The organism is Chloroflexus sp. MS-CIW-1, assembly GCF_030444705.1.
GTDB lineage: Bacteria > Chloroflexota > Chloroflexia > Chloroflexales > Chloroflexaceae > Chloroflexus.
In genome coordinates this window covers 231,942-248,873 of the sequence record NZ_JAUBWR010000003.1, presented here as the reverse complement: position 1 = coordinate 248,873, position 16,932 = coordinate 231,942, and the positions used below count along the sequence as shown (strand labels likewise).

Below are 16,932 nucleotides of genomic sequence, written 5' to 3'. Positions count from 1 at the left end.
ACAGAGTGCGATGATCCGTGATCACTGTTCACGGCATCGAAGTGGGGTGGTACCGCGGGGCTTCTGAGCCTCGTCCCCTAATGGGGACGAGGCTATTCGTTTGGTTCAGATGGAGGCACTATGTTCAGACCGGTTGATACAAATGTCAAATTTCCTCAGCTTGAAGAATCGATTCTTAGCTGGTGGGAAGCCAACGACATCGTCGCAAAATCGCTGGCAGCAGGCGAAAAGCCATTTGTCTTCTACGAAGGGCCGCCGACATCGAACGGTCGTCCGGGATTACACCACACCATCTCGCGCAGTTTCAAGGATGTGATCCTGCGCTATCGCGCCATGCAGGGCTATCGCATTATCGGTCGCCGTGAAGGTTGGGACACTCACGGCCTGCCGGTCGAAATCGAGATCGAAAAGAAGCTCGGTTTCAGCGGTAAACCTGATATTGAGCGCTTCGGGATCGCTGAGTTTAACCGTCTCTGCCGTGAAAGCGTTTGGGAATATATCCAGGACTGGAAGGCATTTACGAAGCGAATCGCGTTCTGGCTCAGCGAAGATGCCTATATTACTTACGAAAATGACTACATCGAGTCAACCTGGTGGATCTTCCGCCAGTTGTGGGATCGTGGTCTGTTGTTCCGCGACTACAAAGTGACCATGCACTGCCCCCGCTGTGGCACGAGCCTCAGCGACCACGAGGTTAGCCTCGGCGCTCGCGATGATGTAGATGATCCCAGTGTCTATATCAAGTTCCGCGTTAAGGGTGTCGTTGCTCCTCCACCGGCAGTCGATGGTACCCTTGAAGGTGCATTCCTGGTGGCCTGGACGACAACGCCGTGGACGCTGCCGGCCAATGTTGCCCTGGCCGTGAAACACGATGCGGAATACGTTGAAGTCGAGCACCATGGTGAGCGGTTGGTGATGGCTGCTGCGCTCGTGAATCAGGTGTTGCCAGCCGATAGCTTTACCGTGTTGCGCTACTTCCGCGGCAACGATCTGGTTGGCCTGCGCTATGAACCCCTCTTCTGCGGTGTGCCCGGCGCCGGTGATACGGTCGATTGGGATACTGCCTATCGTGTGATCGCCGATGAAATCGTTAGCCTCGATGACGGTACCGGCATTGTACACATTGCGCCAGCTTACGGCGATCTTGAAGTTGGTCGGAAGCACGGCCTGCCAACCCTTTTCTCAGTCGGGTTAGATGGGCGGGTATTGCCTGAATTTGCCGACTTAGGCTTCGCCGGCAAGTTCTTCAAAGAGGCCGATCCGGACATTACGCGCAACTTGAAGCAGCGTGGTCTGCTCTTGCGCAGCGGTCGGGTACGCCACTATTATCCCTTCTGCTGGCGCTGTAGCACACCGCTCCTCTACTATGCTAAGCGTTCGTGGTACATCCGCACGACGGCGTTTAAAGCCGATCTGGTTGCCAACAACCAGCAAATCCACTGGGTGCCAGAACATATTCGCGATGGCCGCTTCGGCAACTGGCTCGAAAACAATATCGATTGGGCGATCAGTCGCGAGCGCTACTGGGGAACCCCCATCCCGATCTGGACGAACGCCGACGGTTCGTACATGGTCTGTATCGGCTCGCTCGCCGAGTTAGAGGAAAAGGTCGGTCGGTCGTTACGTGATCTCGACCTTCATCGTCCGTATATCGACGAGGTGGTGTGGGAAGACCCCGAACACGGCCTGATGCGGCGTATTCCTGATGTGGCCGACTGCTGGTTTGATAGTGGGGCAATGCCGGTTGCGCAGTGGCACTACCCCTTTGAAAACCGTGACATCTTCGAGATGGCTCATCCAGCCGACTACATCTGCGAAGCGGTGGATCAAACCCGTGGTTGGTTTTATACCTTACACGCCATCAGCACCCTGCTCTTTGATCGTCCGGCCTTCAAGAACGTGATCTGTCTTGGTCATATTCTTGATGAAAACGGGCAAAAGATGAGCAAGAGTCGCGGCAACGTGATCGAGCCGGAAGAGGTGATTAACGCCTACGGTGTTGATGCGTTGCGCTGGTACCTGTTTACCGCTGCACCTCCCGGCAATGCCCGTCGTTTCAGTATGGCGCTGGTGAGCGAAAGTATGCGCAAGTTCTTGCTCACACTCTGGAATACGTATGCTTTCTTTGTTACCTACGCCAACCTCGACCACTGGCAACCGGGTAGCGGACGTGCCGTTGATCTCCAACTAATCGACCGCTGGGCACTGGCCGCTCTTAACCAGCTTGTGCAGCAGGTGACCAATTCGTTCGAGGAATACGATGTTTACACGGCAGCCAATGCCATCGAACACTTTGTTGATGAGCTGTCGAACTGGTATGTGCGTCGCAACCGTCGCCGCTTCTGGAAGAGCGAAGCCGACGCTGATAAAGAGGCCGCCTACCAGACCCTCTACACCTGTCTGGTGACGGTAGCAAAGCTGGCGGCGCCGTTCATCCCATTTGTCAGCGAGGAAATCTATCGTAATCTGGTTGCCGAACGCGATTCGGCAGCCGCCGAGAGTGTGCATCTGGCGCGTTGGCCACAGGTCGATCAATCGCTGCTCGATCCGCAACTGGTCAGCGACACCGAAGCGCTCTTGACTGCCGTGTCGTTAGGTCGCGCAGCTCGCAAGCAGGCCAACTTGAAGGTTCGGCAGCCGCTGAGCGAAATCTGGCTGCGGGCGAGCACGCCTTCGCTCCTCAATGGGGTGCGGCGCTTTGAAGCCGATCTGCGCGATGAGCTAAACGTGAAAGCGGTGCGTTACCTTGATGCAAGCAGCGCGGTTGTCGAATACCGCCTGAAACCGAATCTACGCCTCGTCGGTAAGAAATTTGGTAAGCTGGTACCGGCGATCACCGCAGCACTACGTGATCTACAAGGCGACGCAGCCCGGACAGCAGCTCAGGCGGTGGAAGCTGGTCAGTCGATCCAGCTCACGGTAGACGGTCAGGTCGTTGAATTGCTCGCTGAAGAGGTGTTGGTTGAGAGTAGTGGGCCGGCGGGGTACGCAGTTGTGGAAGCCGATGGTATGCTGGTGGCGTTGAATACGACCGTTACCGAAGAGTTGCGACTTGAAGGCGCAGCTCGCGATCTGGTGCGCTACGTTCAAGATGCCCGTAAGAGTGCTGGCCTGGCGATCAGTGATCGTATTCACCTTTTCATCACCAGTCCCGACCAGGCCGATCTCCTGCATGCAACCCTGGCTCAATACGAACAGTATGTCAAAAATGAGACGCTATCCGTTGAGCTAACCGTTGCACCACCACCATCCACTGCCCATACCGAGACCCATGAGTTCGGCGAGGGTACCGTGACAGTGGGTGTGGTGAAAGCAGATTAGTTCGTCGATGCTCCGAATGTGTCCTCCAGGACGCGAGTCACTGGCCCGCGCTCCCAGGGTAGTGCTGACGTCGGTAGCGTGCGGGTCGGAGGCCCGCGCACCCAGGGAGCGCGGATGGCGGTCGTGTGAGGGTCGGAGGCTGGCGCACCCAGGGAGCGCGGATGGCGGTCGCATGCGGGCCGGAGGCCTGCGCACCCAGGGAGCGCGGATGGCGGTCGCATGCGGGCCGGAGGCCTGCGCACCCAGGGAGCGCGGATGGCGGTCGTATGCGGGCCAGAGGCCTGCGCACCCAGGGAGCGCGGATGGCGGTCGCGTGCGGGTCGGAGGCCCGCGCACCTGGGGTGGCGCGGATGGCGGTCGCGTGCGGGTCGGAGGCCCGCGCACCCAGGGAGCGCGGATGGCGGTCGCGTGCGGGTCGGAGGCTGGCGCACCCAGGGAGCGCGGATGGCGGTCGCGTGCGGGCCGGAGGCTGGCGCACCCAGGGAGCGCGGATGGCGGTCGCGTGCGGGTCGGAGGCCCGCGCACCCAGGGAGCGCGGATGGCGGTCGCGTGCGGGCCGGAGGCTGGCGCACCCAGGGAGCGCGGATGGCGGTCGCGTGCGGGCCGGAGGCTGGCGCACCCAGGGAGCGCGGATGGCGGTCGCGTGCGGGCCAGAGGCCCGTGCGCCTAGGGAGCGCGGATGGCGGTCGCGTGCGGGCCGGAGGCTGGCGCTCCCGGGGAACAGGAGCTTTTTTCAGAGACAACTCTGCAAGGCAGAGCCTCAAAACACGCGGTTCACTCCATGATCTCGGTGTGCGATCAACATCATCTCTGCGTCAGTGGCACAAAAACGTGATAAGCAGGTATTACCTCTATCGGTAAACCCGTTTGACCACTGGCATCACGGAAACGCACAAACAGGCGCTGTGTTTCAGCACTTTCCCAACGCCAACGTACTTCTGGCACAAACGGCAACCACGCCGCACTCGTGAAATCTGGCGTCTCGCTCAGTTGTATCTCTAGCGGCAGGTGGTGGTCACTCGCATTGAGAACCACCCGAGCTGTTGCTGAGTCGAGCCATTCCGCTCTTGCGGTTGCCTGTGGTGGCAGGTTGAGTACGACCGTCTGTGAGACAACAGTTGTGTTGCCGGCACGATCAAGATATTCCACTACAACAACATGCTCTCCTTCAATTGGAGGCAGGCTCCAACGGTAGCTGTCGTAATAGGGGAGCGGATCGCTCGATTCGCTGTTAATGCTGAGCGTAACAGCGACGATACCACCGTTATCATCCATCGCGTTTGTATCAATTCGGATTGTCCGGTCAGTTACAACAACTGGTTCTGATGTCAATGGCGATGCTGAAACCAGTTCTGCGATTTCGGTTAGTGCCAGTGGCTTGTCAAAGATTGTCAATTCATCGATACGTACTCCAGCGCTAGACCCACCGCTGCTAAAACGACCAATATGAAGAAGTGCACCAGAAATGTATGGTAAAGCGTTTGTATTCCGTTCGGCAACCAGCATCCCGTCGATGTAAAGATACTTTTTACCGTTGATGGCATCCCAACTGATGACAAAGTGATGCCAGCCAGGATTTAAGGTGTCTGGTACACTAAGCAAGTCTTCGCCACTCGTTGCATCGCTAACTGTCCAGAACGTCCATTGTGCACTGCCATTTGGACCGAGTTGATCGCGACGGAGCGCCAGTGTACCGGTGTAGATCGGTGCACCTGTTGGCTCGGCGCTTGTGGCAAGCAGGTAGTGGTGGCTGAGACTATTGGCTGGAAAGCGCTCTGGTATCTCAACCCATAAACTGATCGTACCCTGTTCAATGTTCAGGTTCCCAGTAGTTGGAAATGCAATCTCGGCGCGGTCGCTGATCAATGCCTGACCAAAGCGGCCATCTGCAAAGCGAAGGGTACCGTTGATGTAAGGTAAGCCCTGGCCGATGGTCTGGAGGGGGTGACCATCGAAACTGACTGACAGCAAGACGTGCTCAGGCGGGGCAACCCGTATGGTACCAAGCGGTGGTGTTGTATCAGGCACCGGTAACAAATGGTCGGGCGGTGTAAAGTCGTAGCTGCCGAGCAGATCAGGGTGCCAGAGCCAGATACTGGCGCCGCAACCGGCATAGGTAGGGCAGGGATCGGGGCCAGGGCCAAACCAGCCATAAGGATCAACCTGTTTGCGGATGCCTCCCTCCCAACGTCGAACCTCAAAATGGAGATGAGGTGTGCCACTAACGCCACTCGCCCCACTGATACCAATCAGTTGACCAGCCGAGACCTTCACACTATTGCCTTCATTAAAGATAGGGGCAAACGCACTCAGATGCCAGTAGACCGTCTCATACCCATTTGGATGAACAATCACCACTCCCAAACCACGGGCCTCGCGCAATGCGTAAGCTGTACCGGCGGCTGCGGCAAGAATTGGTGTTGAAAATGGTGCATCAGGAAAGACATAATCATGACCATCGTGGCCGTTATACTGTACATTGCGCCGACCGAGATAATCAATCATCTCATTATTGCCATCACCTCCTAGATCGACCATTGGATACATATGGTCAAAATAGGCAAGGTGATGTACCTTCGTCCCCGATGGCCATGGTGCGCGCAGCCAGCCATTGGTGTCCGACGGTACACTAACCGGTGGTGCAAAGCGACCATCAAAATAGGTGCGCAGAGCCGCTGTAGTTGCCTTCACTGCTGCTAGCCACGCGGCCGAATCGCGCCCCTGAGCCAGAAAGCGTTTTATGGCGATCCACTCAGCCGGTTCGTCGAGCGAAAGCGTCAGTGTCAACCCGTCTTGCAACCGGATAGTTGGTGGTTGGCGATATGGACCTAAGCCAGCACGTAATTCCCGGTTTACCCAGATTATCTGCTCGGTGAAACCGACTGGGCCGTGTTGACCGAACGGAGTGGCGAGAGCTTCGTCAGGTGGTGATGGGTTACTCAAGAGGCCAGCCGTTGCTTCCAACAACGCCAGAGTGAGAAATGGGCTAACGCCATAATAATTACTCTGCTCTTCGATAATCTGGGCAGCAGTTTTTCCCTCAACACGCACATGTTTCAGTGGACCAGGTTGTTGCTCCAGGAACGTCGCTACGCTCCACCCCGCTGCTGGTTGAGCGTGCAGTGGGGTTGCGGCTATGGTCAATGTGGCAATCAACAAGAGGTAGGACGCTAGGCGATGCATAAAACTATGATAACCATGTACGAAAGCAGCCCGCTGCTGCCAGTTCTAATTATATAACGCAGCAACCGCCGAATAGTGACGCACATATAAAGCAAGAACTCTGTAAGAGGTTATTGCCAAACAGGTTGCATGCACGCTTGCAAACCAGATTTGAACGCATCTGTGGTGGGCCGAGTGCGTGCGTTGTCAGCCCCTGTTGTGCAGAACAAGGTAGTCAATCAGGTGGGAAATCTCCACCTATCGCACGCCGACGGGCATAACCGGTGTACCAACGAAGAGCCTGGCAACAGATCACTGTCTGGAACAGGAAACTGGCGCCGTAGTGCTCGTTTCGCTTGCCGTTCTCTTCACTGCTGCTGGATCGAAAAGCTTTACAGGGGCAAAGCCTCGCCTTGCCCCATCATCTATCATCACCTCACGGCTGATGAACCTCGGCGATGGAGGCAATCCGAAACACGAGGAGGGGCGAGGCGCCGCCTCACCCCTCCTGACAGGATGACAGAGTGCATCCGTTGAACCGTGAGACAGTTTTCGGATAGGCCCAAAGTAACGGTGAGTTATTCGGCTAAGCGCTCATACTGTCGTTCCCCTGCTCTTCCGTCTTCCCTCGACTGTATGCAGTAGTCACCACCGGCTGCGGATGCGTTGCCTCATACGCTGCGATGAGCGCCTCTTGATTGAGCAAAAAGCCTAATTGATCCACTCCATGCAAGAGGCAATATTTGCTAAACGCATCAATCGGGAAACTAATCTGGCGACCGTCGGGTAGGGTGACCGTTTGGGCAGCCAGATCGATGGTCAGGTGCATTTGGGGATCAACTGCGTAATGTGCTACCAGTTCGTCGTAGACCGTCTGCTCGACCGTCACCGGTAACAACCCGATCTTCAGCGCATTGCTGCGAAAAATGTCGGCGAACGATGGAGCAACAACGGCGCGAAAGCCGTAATCTTGTAATGCCCAAGGGGCATGCTCACGAGAGCTACCGCAACCAAAGTTACGCCCACTGATCAGAATCGTTGCTCCGGCCGCTTCGGGCCGATTGAGTGGGAAGTCAGGATTGAGCGTACCATCGGATCGGTAGCGCCAGGCCTCAAACAGACCGGCAGACAGACCGCTCTTATCGGTAACCTTCAGAAACCGCGCCGGAATAATTTGATCGGTGTCAATATTGTCAACTGCTAAAACAACCGCTTTTCCGGTAATTATTGAAATCGGTTCCACAGCGATCTCCTTCATACATTCAACAGAGTACGTGGATCGGTAATGACACCGGTCACTGCTGCGGCAGCCGCAGTAAGCGGACTGGCCAGCATCGTGCGTGCTCCTGGCCCTTGCCGACCCTCGAAGTTGCGGTTCGAGGTGCTAATAGCATACTTACCGGGCGGTACTTTATCGTCATTCATCCCCAAACACGCACTGCAACCGGCTTCGCGCCACTCAGCGCCCGCCTCCTTGAAAATCTGATCCAAACCTTCGGCTTCTGCTGCCCGCTTGACCTGCTGTGAGCCGGGAACCACCATCACGCGCACACCAGGAGCTACTTTGCGCCCACGGAAGAATTGGGCGGCCTGACGGAGATCCGATAACCGCGAGTTGGTACACGAACCAATAAAGACCACATCAACCGGATGCCCCAACAATGGCTTGCCCGGTTCGAGACCCATATAGGCCAGTGCTTTATCAAGGGCAGCCCGACTGCGTGCGTCGGGCATATCCTCCGGTCGTGGAACCGGTGCATCAATGGGAATCCCCATGCCGGGGTTGGTTCCGTAAGTGATCATCGGCTTCAGATCACTTGCCGAGAGGGTTAATTCGTGGTCGAACACTGCACCTTCATCACTGGGTAACGTGCGCCAGCGGGCTACTGCCGCGTCAAAATCTGCCCCTTTCGGCGCAAAAGGTCGCCCCGCGATATACTCAAAGGTCGTGTCATCGGGTGCTACCATTCCGGCGCGGGCACCGCCTTCGATACTCATATTACAAATGGTCATCCGCTCTTCCATCGAAAGCGAGCGGATTGCCTCACCCATGTACTCGAACACATAGCCGGTGCCGCCACCGACACCGTATTTAGCAATGAGCGCCAGAATAATGTCCTTTGCCGTTACCCCAGGGCCAAGCCGACCATCGATGCGTACCGCACACGTCTTCGGTTTTCGTTGTAAGAGACATTGCGTTGCCAGCACGTGCCCCACCTCAGACGTGCCAATCCCAAACGCTAAGGCTCCAAATGCGCCATGGGTACTGGTGTGGCTATCCCCACAGACAATCGTCATTCCTGGCTGAGTTAGCCCTTGTTCGGGGCCGATCACGTGGACAATGCCCTGATTCTCGTCGCCTAACTCGAACAATGGAATACCAAACTCGGCACAGTTTTTACGTAATTGCTCAAGCTGGCTGATCGCCATTGGATCAACGACCGGAATAATCCCCAAATGATTGCGAGGGGTAGTCGGCGTACTGTGATCCATCGTGGCGAGCGTTTTATCCGGGCGCCGCACGCGCAGACCACGCTGGCGCAATTCGGTAAATGCCTGTGGTGAAGTCACTTCGTGGATCAAATGGAGATCAATGTAGAGTACTGCCGGTGTCTCTGGAGTCTCTGGGCGTACCACATGGGCATCCCAGACTTTATCGAACAGGGTGCGCGGTTTACTCATTTCTCTTCTCCTTGCCGCAATTAACCAGAATTGCCGTTCGTGCCACGCCAGCGCGGATAACTACCAAAAATCTTCAGCATTCCAGTGTGTAACCGAATCCGCTCTAAAGCGCGGGCAACGTGTGGTTCGCGGCGGTGTCCGTTGATGTCAACCAAAAAGATGTATTGGCCGAGTATCGCCCGGGTCGGGCGCGACTCGAGTTTGGTCATGTTGATATGTTCGACTGCCAGTTCCTGAAGGGCGGTGACCAGGCTGCCCGGTCGATCTTCGCGGGTGAAACCGAAACAAAAGCTCGTCTTGTCATCACCGGTTGGCGGCGAGTCTTCTCGCGCCAGCACGATGAAGCGCGTAACGTTGTGTGGACTGTCGGCAATATCACGGGCCAAAATCGCAGCCCCAACAAGTTGGGCGGCGCGTAAGGTGCCAATCGCAGCCGCCGGGCGCTCATCGGCCATTGCTTCCGCGGGCGCAGCCGAATTGCTCAGTGAAGCAACAGTGACCACACCGGGCAAGCACCGTTCCACAAAGCGCCGACATTGGGCGAGCGATTGTGGGTGGGCGTACAACACCTTGATGTCGCCGAGTTGCAATCCAGGACGGGCCAGCAGGTACTGTCGGATTGGAATCACAATTTCGCCCGCAATTTGCAGGTTGGTCTCGTGGATCAGCAGGTCAAGTGTGTAACTAACACTACCCTCCAGCAGATTTTCAATCGGCAAGACACCGACAGTAGCTGCTTCGGTTTCAATTGCGGTGACTACCGCAGGGATACTCGCCAGAGGAAGCAGTCGTGCTTCCTGCCCGGCTGCGTAAGCAAGTGCCGCTTCTTCGCTAAAGGTTCCCGGTGGGCCAAGATAGGCAATCGTTTGCATCATACGTGTCTACAATCAGGCCGATCCGATGTTGTCATTGAGCACAGGTGCGATAATCAGAGAAGTGAGCGGCGCGCATTGACCCACGCTTGTTGCTCACTTCTCTGTACTCTGGTTAGGGAAAGGAAAGTGGTCACCATTCCCAATCTGCATCGAACCTAGCCGAGCGTGCTACCACCAAAGATGTCAACCGGCAAACTACTCGTTTCACCGCTGTAGCCGGCAGAATAGGCCATCGCTTCCGCCTTAATCCGCTCTTGGCGCGCTGCCAGCATCTTATTGAGGGCAGCCATATACGCCTGGGCCGCAGCCACGATGGTATCGGTATGTACCCCGTAGCCACTGAAAATCTGCTGGGTTGGACGTCGGCCTGTCAGACTGGTTGCAGTGCTGCTACTCTCGTTCAATCGGGTAGGTGAACCTTGCTCGCGAATGCGCACCGTCACTTCGGCGACTGCGTCAAGCCCCTCAGTGATGGCATTGATCGAGAACTCGATCAACTCGTTGGGGCGCTGAATGATGCGGTTGATCGCCTGATAAACAGCATCTACCGGCCCCGTACCCTGAGCGCTGTCAACTTTGGCCTGTCCGTCAGGCCCGATCAGTCGCACAGTTGCCGTCGGGATCATGCCGACACCCGATGCGTATTGTACGTGATCGAGTTTATACAACTCTGGTGTGTGCTGCATCTCACCGGCAATCAATGCCTCAATGTCGCGATCATCAACCCGCTTCTTCCGGTCACACAGGTCTTTGAAGCGGGCAAAAACGTGCTGGAATTCCTCTTCGTTTAGCTGGTAGCCCTTTTCTTCAAGATACTTGCGGAAGGCGTGGCGGCCTGAGTGCTTGCCCAACACCAGCGTATTGCTTTCCAGACCTACTGTCTCGGCACTCATGATCTCGTAAGTCTGCCGATATTTCAAAACGCCGTCCTGGTGGATACCCGATTCGTGGGCGAAAGCATTGGCCCCGACGATAGCCTTGTTCGGTGGCACCGGTATGCCGATAAAGCTACTGACCAGTCGCGATGTGCGGGCAATTTCGCGAGTCTCAATCCGTGTACGCAGGCCGTAATACTGTTGGCGTGTATGCAATGCCATTACTACTTCTTCCAGTGAGGCATTACCTGCCCGTTCGCCGATACCGTTGATCGTACACTCAACTTGCCGGGCGCCAGCCCGCACACCGGCCAGTGAATTAGCCACTGCCAGGCCGAGATCGTCGTGGCAATGGGTCGAGAGAATGCAACGTTCAATGCCCGGTACATTCTCGCGCAAATCGCGGATCATTGCCCCGTACTCATCAGGAGTGAGATAACCAACCGTATCGGGAATGTTGAGGGTTGTCGCTCCGGCGGCCACGGCCACGGCAACAGCTTCACGCAGGAAGAGCGGATCGGTGCGACCGGCATCCATCGGCGAGAATTCGACATCCTCGCACAGCGAGCGCGCATAGCTGACCATTTCGTGAATCAGCTCCAGGGCTTCGGCGCGTGTTTTACGGAATTGGTATTCAAGATGAATGTCAGAAGTTGACATAAATGTGTGAATGCGCTTTTTCGCTGCCGGTTGGATCGCACTCCACGCCTTATCAATGTCGTCACGATTGGCGCGGGCCAGCGCCGCGATAACCGGGCCATCGGGCGTACCGATCTCACGGGCAATTTCGTGCACTGCTGCCCAGTCGCCGGGGGAAGCAGCCGGAAAACCGGCCTCGATGATGTCTACCCGCAGTCGAGCCAACTGGCGGGCGACCTCTAATTTCTCTTCCAGCGTCATAGTGCAGCCAGGAGCCTGTTCACCATCGCGCAGGGTTGTATCAAAGATACGGACGTAATCTACACTCGGTTCAGTTGTGTTGGTCATAGGTACCTCCTGTTGCGTTACTGGGGCAGGTCGTGGCCGAAACATTGCCGACCACGACGCTGATACACTCTCAGGCACCACCCTCGCCGGGTTTAACCTCACGCGGATTCACGAAGGGCATCATACGGCGCAGTTCACGGCCAATTTGTTCAATCGGATGATTGATGTCGGCCTGACGATACGCATTGAAGCGCGGGCGTCCGTTGTGATTTTCCTCGATCCAGTCTTCGGCGAAGGCACCGCTCTGGATGTCGGCCAGAATCTGACGCATAGCCGCCCGCGTTTGATCGGTGATAATTTTCGGGCCGGCAGTGTAATCACCCCACTCAGCAGTATCACTCACCGAATAGCGCATGTAGTTGAGGCCACCCTGATAGAAGAGGTCAACGATCAGCTTCAGCTCGTGCATACACTCGAAATAGGCAACCTCTGGCTGATACCCGGCCTCTACCAGGGTCTCAAAAGCAGCTTTGACCAGCGCGCTCACTCCGCCACAGAGCACAACCTGCTCACCGAACAGATCGGTCTCCGTCTCTTCGGCGAAGGTTGTCCGCAACACGCCAGCACGGGTACAGCCCAGGCCCTTGGCGTAAGCCAGAGCGTCCTCGAACGCACCGCCGGTTGCATCTTGCTCGACCGCGATCAATGCCGGTACGCCACCGCCCTGAACAAACACCTCACGCACGCGATGACCGGGCGCCTTTGGTGCGACCATACTGACGTCAATTCCCTTTGGAGGCACGATCTGACCAAAGCGAATATTGAAGCCGTGTGCGAACATCAATGTCTTGCCGGGTTCCATTGCCGGTGCAATATGCTCGCGGTAGAGTTCAGCTTGACCGATGTCGGGAGTTAGTATCATCACGATTTGGGCTTCACGGGCGGCTTCTGCAACTGTCATAACCTTCAGGCCAGCCGCTTCAACCTTGGCCCAACTCTTCGAGCCTGGATACAGACCAACGCGCACATCGAGACCACTGTCGGCGAGGTTACGGGCATGGGCATGCCCCTGGCTACCAAAGCCAATGATGGCAATCGGTTTGTTCTTCAAACGGTTGAGGTCAGCCTGATTGTCGTAGTAGAGTTCTGCCATAACGGTTCAATTCCTCACTCTTGGGCGACAGATACGGTTGTTCGCCTGCGATAGACTTGAGAAACCACTGAGACGCCCACTGTGGGCGTCTCAGATGATCACAAAGCTAGTTCAGTACCGGTACCGTAGCGCCGTTTGTTGACGGCTCTACATACTCACTGGCGTTATGACCGCGCGCACCGCGTACCATGGCAATACGTCCGGTGCGCATCATCTCTTTAATACCGTAAGGACGTACCACTTCGATGAAATTCTCGACCTTGCCCGGTGTACCGGTCATCTCGATAATCATCGTATTGGTACCTACATCGACGATCCGCGCCCCAAAGACACTACACATCGAGATGATCTCGTGGCGCACGGCTGCCGGTGCATGCAGTTTGATCATCGTCATTTCGCGCTCAACTGTTGGATCGTCGGTGACATCACTCACCTTGATCACTTCGATCAGGCGGTAGAGCTGTTTCACAACCTGTTCAACATCTTCCGATTCAACGACCAGCGTGAGACGGCTAACACCGGGGGTTTCACTATGTCCGACGGCCAGACTCTCGATGTTATAGCCTCGGCGGCGGATCAATCCAATGACACGGCTCAGTACACTGGGTCGATCTTGTAAGAGGGCAACGATGGTGTGCGTTTTCATAATGTACAACTCCTGAGATTACGGTCGCTGTTGCATGCTACGCTTGTGATTCCGAGAGGATCATCTCACCAATTGACTTGTTTTGCGGTACCATCGGGAAGACGTTGACTTCACGCTCAACCCGGAAGTCGATCAGTACCGGTCCGTCGGTCGCGTAGGCCTCGTCAATTGCATCTTGCACATCTTCGCTGCGCTCTACCGTCAGCCCCTTCCAGCCGTAGGCTTCGGCCAGTTTTGCAAAGTTGGGGCCTGACAGGGGGGTACCGCTGTAGCGTTTGTGCTCGAACAACTCTTGCCACTGCCGGACCATTCCCAGGTAACCGTTGTTGATCACCGCTACCTTGATATTCTTTAGCCCTTCCTGCACAATCGTTGCCATTTCCTGGTTGGTCATCTGGAAGCCACCGTCGCCCACGATAGCCCAGACGGTATCGTTGGGGCAGGCGATTGCCACGCCCAACGCTGCCGGTACCGCGAAGCCCATCGTGCCGGCGCCACCCGATGTAATGTGCGTGCGTGGGCCAGCGTTCCAATCGATCAACTGCGCTGCCCACATCTGGTGCTGACCAACATCGGTAACGACCCGGTAATTGCCGCGGGCATTGAGGGTACGACTTAACGCCTCATAGACATCGTGCGGTGGTAAGGCCATATTAGCCATCGCAGCCCGATTCTTGTACTGCTGCTTACCCTGATGCTTATCTTGCATTTCACGGATATGTTCCATCCAATCCGAGGCATGCGTATGCAACTCGGCCAGCTCGCTCGGTGGTGGCAAGTCTTCAAGCAGGGCCTGCAAGACAAGGCGGGCATCACCGACAATCGGTACATCAACCCGTACATTCTTCCCGATTTCTGAAGGATCGATGTCAACGTGAATAATGCGAGCATGAGGAGCAAAGGTACTTGCCTTTCCGGTCACCCGGTCATCAAAGCGACCGCCGATATTGAAGAGCACGTCACATTCTTGAATTGCCCGGTTAACGTGAACCCAACCGTGCATACCGGGCATACCGATACACAAAGGATGATTTTCAGGGATCGCGCCAATACCATGCAGTGTGGTAATCACGGGAATGCGTAAGCGTTCGGCAAACTCTTGCAGTTCGCGATGGGCGCCGGACATAATGATTCCGTGACCGGCGATGATCAACGGTTTCTTTGCACTGATCAACAATTTAATCGCTTCACGAATCTGGCGCCGATTCCCCTGATAGGTTGGTTTATAACCGGGCAAGTTGAGCTTAATATCCCAATTGGGCACGGTCGTCTTCTGCATCGCATCCTTTGTGATGTCGATCAAGACTGGGCCAGGTCGGCCGGTTGTGGCAATGTAAATAGCCTCTTTGAAGACGTAAGGTAGCTCATCGACATTCTTCACCAGGTAGTTGTGTTTGGTGATCGGCATTGTGATACCGGTGATGTCGGTCTCCTGAAACGCATCTTTACCAAGGACGTGGCTCCCGACCTGACCGGTGATTGCCAGCAAGGGGGTACTATCCATCATCGCATCGGCGATAGGTGTCACTAAATTAGTAGCGCCGGGGCCGCTGGTACCGATGCAGACGCCAATTTTGCCTGTAGCACGGGCATACCCTTCAGCGGCATGACCGGCCCCTTGCTCGTGGCGGCAGAGCACATGGCGCAGCCGGTCTCGGTAATCCCACATCGCGTAGTAAAAGGGCATAATTGCACCGCCGGGAATTCCGAACATCACTTCGACCCCCTCGCGGATGAGGGCCTCACACATAATCTGGGCACCGGTGAGTGGTTTGGTCATCGGACTACTCCTGTGACAATGAACGTGCGAATATACAACCCTTGTAGACACAGACGTACAAGTGGTCTTAAGCGCTGTATTGCGCTCGACCTTCTATAACGACCGAGTCGCCAACCAACGGGCCACAGCAGTGGGGCTTTTCGCCGCTACTCACCGCGATGTGAGTGACCGAGCGCGGAGCGATGCGTCGGTACGACGGCGGTGAACTGTCGGATACACAAGCTGCCGGACGGATACAACCGGCACGAGCATCGGTTGCGGCTGTCGCATCAGGTGTACGATATAGTTCATAAGCCGCAACATCAACCTCACAAGGGTACTAAAAAACCTCCCGAACATCGGGAGGTTCAGTCTTGCATCCTGCACTAGGGCTTTGCGTCCTTCCCCTCCCTAAACACGTCTGCTCCACCCGCCGATAAGGCTAAGGAGGAGTACGAGTACGAGAAGGATAAGGCTTACAAAGCGAGCAGTCATAGATTTGTACTCTTTGCCTAAATTCCTGATCCGCGATGAGGATACCACACACTTCTCAGTTTGTCAACTAGAATTTGTAAACCCGTAAGGCTTGTTAACGTTTTCGCTCGACTGTAGCGCGTGTCGGGATGTGCTGCTGCTCGTACCAGTGGTGGTCTCTACGGTCAGCCCCCATTCTTGCGCCGAGACGTAGTCTATGGGATACCTGCATACGAGAGAAATGCCAATGCCTTCCGGTCTCCTCCCCACTGTGACCATGATCCGTCCTTTCCCCATATGAGCGATGACGGAGACCAGGCACTCTTCACGGGCCGGCACAGACAACATTGCCGATCCCTATGAAATGCCGGTAGACGCCGGTAGGGCTATCGCTGTACCACCTGCCGTCCTTGCGATGCCACTTCTGCCGTCGCTTGTGGTGGACGCGAGAACAGGCTGTTGAAAACCTCAACGGTACTCGGATGATTTGCCAAGCTTCCAACATCGAAGGAATAGTTGCATGCTCTCAACAGCCGTTGGTTAGCAGTACTGTTGCGCTGTGGTGAATCGTACTCAAAGTAGAAGACGCCAACCCGTACCCCATGTTTCATCAGCGCACGGGCCAACGGTACGAGATCGCCATCTCCCGAAACAAGAACAGCAACATCGATTTTTCCTTCCAGCGCCTTTTCCATGGCATCAATTGCCAGTGCAACATCGACGCCTTTCTCGTGGCCATTGGGAGCCATCGGTGTATATTTCACTTCGATACCGGCGTGCATCAGGTCGATATGGCGGTTCCGTTCAACCTGGAACTGTTTTTCTGTAGTCTGCGATGAAGGAAAGAGACCTTGATGCCAGCTCGCGTACACGATCCGGTGCATCGCGTAGCGCTGTTCTTTCCTGCTGATGAACTGCTCGATAAGCCGGTGGAATGGTGGAAATGAGAGCCATCCCACTCGTTGCACCGCGTAATAATGCGATTGTGCATACGCAAAATAGGAACCGTCGTAGAAAACGCCAATGCGACAGAGGTTGCTCATAGACCTTGATCCTAT

Annotated in this window: 10 protein-coding genes and 1 other annotated feature (1 of these 11 cut by a window edge); of the genes, 1 reads left to right on the top strand and 9 read right to left on the bottom strand. The window is 55.9% G+C overall.

Annotated features, from left to right (window positions below):
* Window positions 1-81 (top strand) — a binding site (T-box leader); it begins 191 nt to the left of the window's first position.
* Between the two features lie 39 nt (window positions 82-120).
* Window positions 121-3,321: an isoleucine--tRNA ligase gene (ileS, locus tag QTO31_RS18180; RefSeq protein WP_301430533.1), complete on the top strand. Its 3,201-nt coding sequence runs from the start codon at window positions 121-123 to the stop codon at window positions 3,319-3,321.
* A gap of 804 nt (window positions 3,322-4,125) precedes the next feature.
* Here ileS and QTO31_RS18175 read toward each other — a convergent pair.
* From QTO31_RS18175 to QTO31_RS18135, 9 genes are all read right to left on the bottom strand, one after another.
* Window positions 4,126-6,504: a peptidoglycan DD-metalloendopeptidase family protein gene (locus QTO31_RS18175; protein ID WP_301430531.1), complete on the bottom strand. Its 2,379-nt coding sequence runs from the start codon at window positions 6,502-6,504 to the stop codon at window positions 4,126-4,128.
* Between the two features lie 565 nt (window positions 6,505-7,069).
* Complete coding sequence (gene leuD, locus QTO31_RS18170; protein ID WP_301430529.1) at window positions 7,070-7,726, bottom strand: 3-isopropylmalate dehydratase small subunit; 657 nt, start codon at window positions 7,724-7,726, stop codon at window positions 7,070-7,072.
* Window positions 7,727-7,737: 11 nt separating this feature from the next.
* Window positions 7,738-9,165, bottom strand: a complete 1,428-nt coding sequence (gene leuC / locus QTO31_RS18165; RefSeq protein WP_301430527.1) for a 3-isopropylmalate dehydratase large subunit — start codon at window positions 9,163-9,165, stop codon at window positions 7,738-7,740.
* A gap of 20 nt (window positions 9,166-9,185) precedes the next feature.
* Entirely contained in the window at window positions 9,186-10,037 is an 852-nt protein-coding gene (pheA, locus tag QTO31_RS18160; protein ID WP_367620660.1) for a prephenate dehydratase, read from the bottom strand.
* 158 nt (window positions 10,038-10,195) lie between these two features.
* Window positions 10,196-11,902: a 2-isopropylmalate synthase gene (locus QTO31_RS18155; protein ID WP_031460254.1), complete on the bottom strand. Its 1,707-nt coding sequence runs from the start codon at window positions 11,900-11,902 to the stop codon at window positions 10,196-10,198.
* 70 nt (window positions 11,903-11,972) lie between these two features.
* The gene (gene ilvC / locus QTO31_RS18150) at window positions 11,973-12,995 is read right to left on the bottom strand and encodes a ketol-acid reductoisomerase (protein ID WP_031460253.1); all 1,023 of its coding nucleotides are present in this window, start codon (window positions 12,993-12,995) and stop codon (window positions 11,973-11,975) included.
* A gap of 106 nt (window positions 12,996-13,101) precedes the next feature.
* Window positions 13,102-13,641, bottom strand: coding sequence for an acetolactate synthase small subunit (ilvN, locus tag QTO31_RS18145; RefSeq protein ID WP_301430522.1), 540 nt, complete (start codon window positions 13,639-13,641; stop codon window positions 13,102-13,104).
* 37 nt (window positions 13,642-13,678) lie between these two features.
* On the bottom strand, window positions 13,679-15,421 hold the full coding sequence (ilvB, locus tag QTO31_RS18140) for a biosynthetic-type acetolactate synthase large subunit (protein WP_031460251.1): 1,743 nt from the start codon (window positions 15,419-15,421) through the stop codon (window positions 13,679-13,681).
* 839 nt (window positions 15,422-16,260) lie between these two features.
* Entirely contained in the window at window positions 16,261-16,917 is a 657-nt protein-coding gene (locus tag QTO31_RS18135; protein ID WP_301430521.1) for an NYN domain-containing protein, read from the bottom strand.
* Between the last annotated feature and the right edge of the window lie 15 nt (window positions 16,918-16,932).

Coding starts and splice junctions, on each gene's coding strand:
- ileS (WP_301430533.1), top strand. CDS start 121: ATGTTCAGACCGGTTGATACAAATGTCAAATTTCCTCAGCTTGAAGAA.
- QTO31_RS18175 (WP_301430531.1), bottom strand. CDS start 6,504: ATGCATCGCCTAGCGTCCTACCTCTTGTTGATTGCCACATTGACCATA.
- leuC (WP_301430527.1), bottom strand. CDS start 9,165: ATGAGTAAACCGCGCACCCTGTTCGATAAAGTCTGGGATGCCCATGTG.
- pheA (WP_367620660.1), bottom strand. CDS start 10,037: ATGCAAACGATTGCCTATCTTGGCCCACCGGGAACCTTTAGCGAAGAA.
- QTO31_RS18155 (WP_031460254.1), bottom strand. CDS start 11,902: ATGACCAACACAACTGAACCGAGTGTAGATTACGTCCGTATCTTTGAT.
- ilvC (WP_031460253.1), bottom strand. CDS start 12,995: ATGGCAGAACTCTACTACGACAATCAGGCTGACCTCAACCGTTTGAAG.
- ilvN (WP_301430522.1), bottom strand. CDS start 13,641: ATGAAAACGCACACCATCGTTGCCCTCTTACAAGATCGACCCAGTGTA.
- ilvB (WP_031460251.1), bottom strand. CDS start 15,421: ATGACCAAACCACTCACCGGTGCCCAGATTATGTGTGAGGCCCTCATC.
- QTO31_RS18135 (WP_301430521.1), bottom strand. CDS start 16,917: ATGAGCAACCTCTGTCGCATTGGCGTTTTCTACGACGGTTCCTATTTT.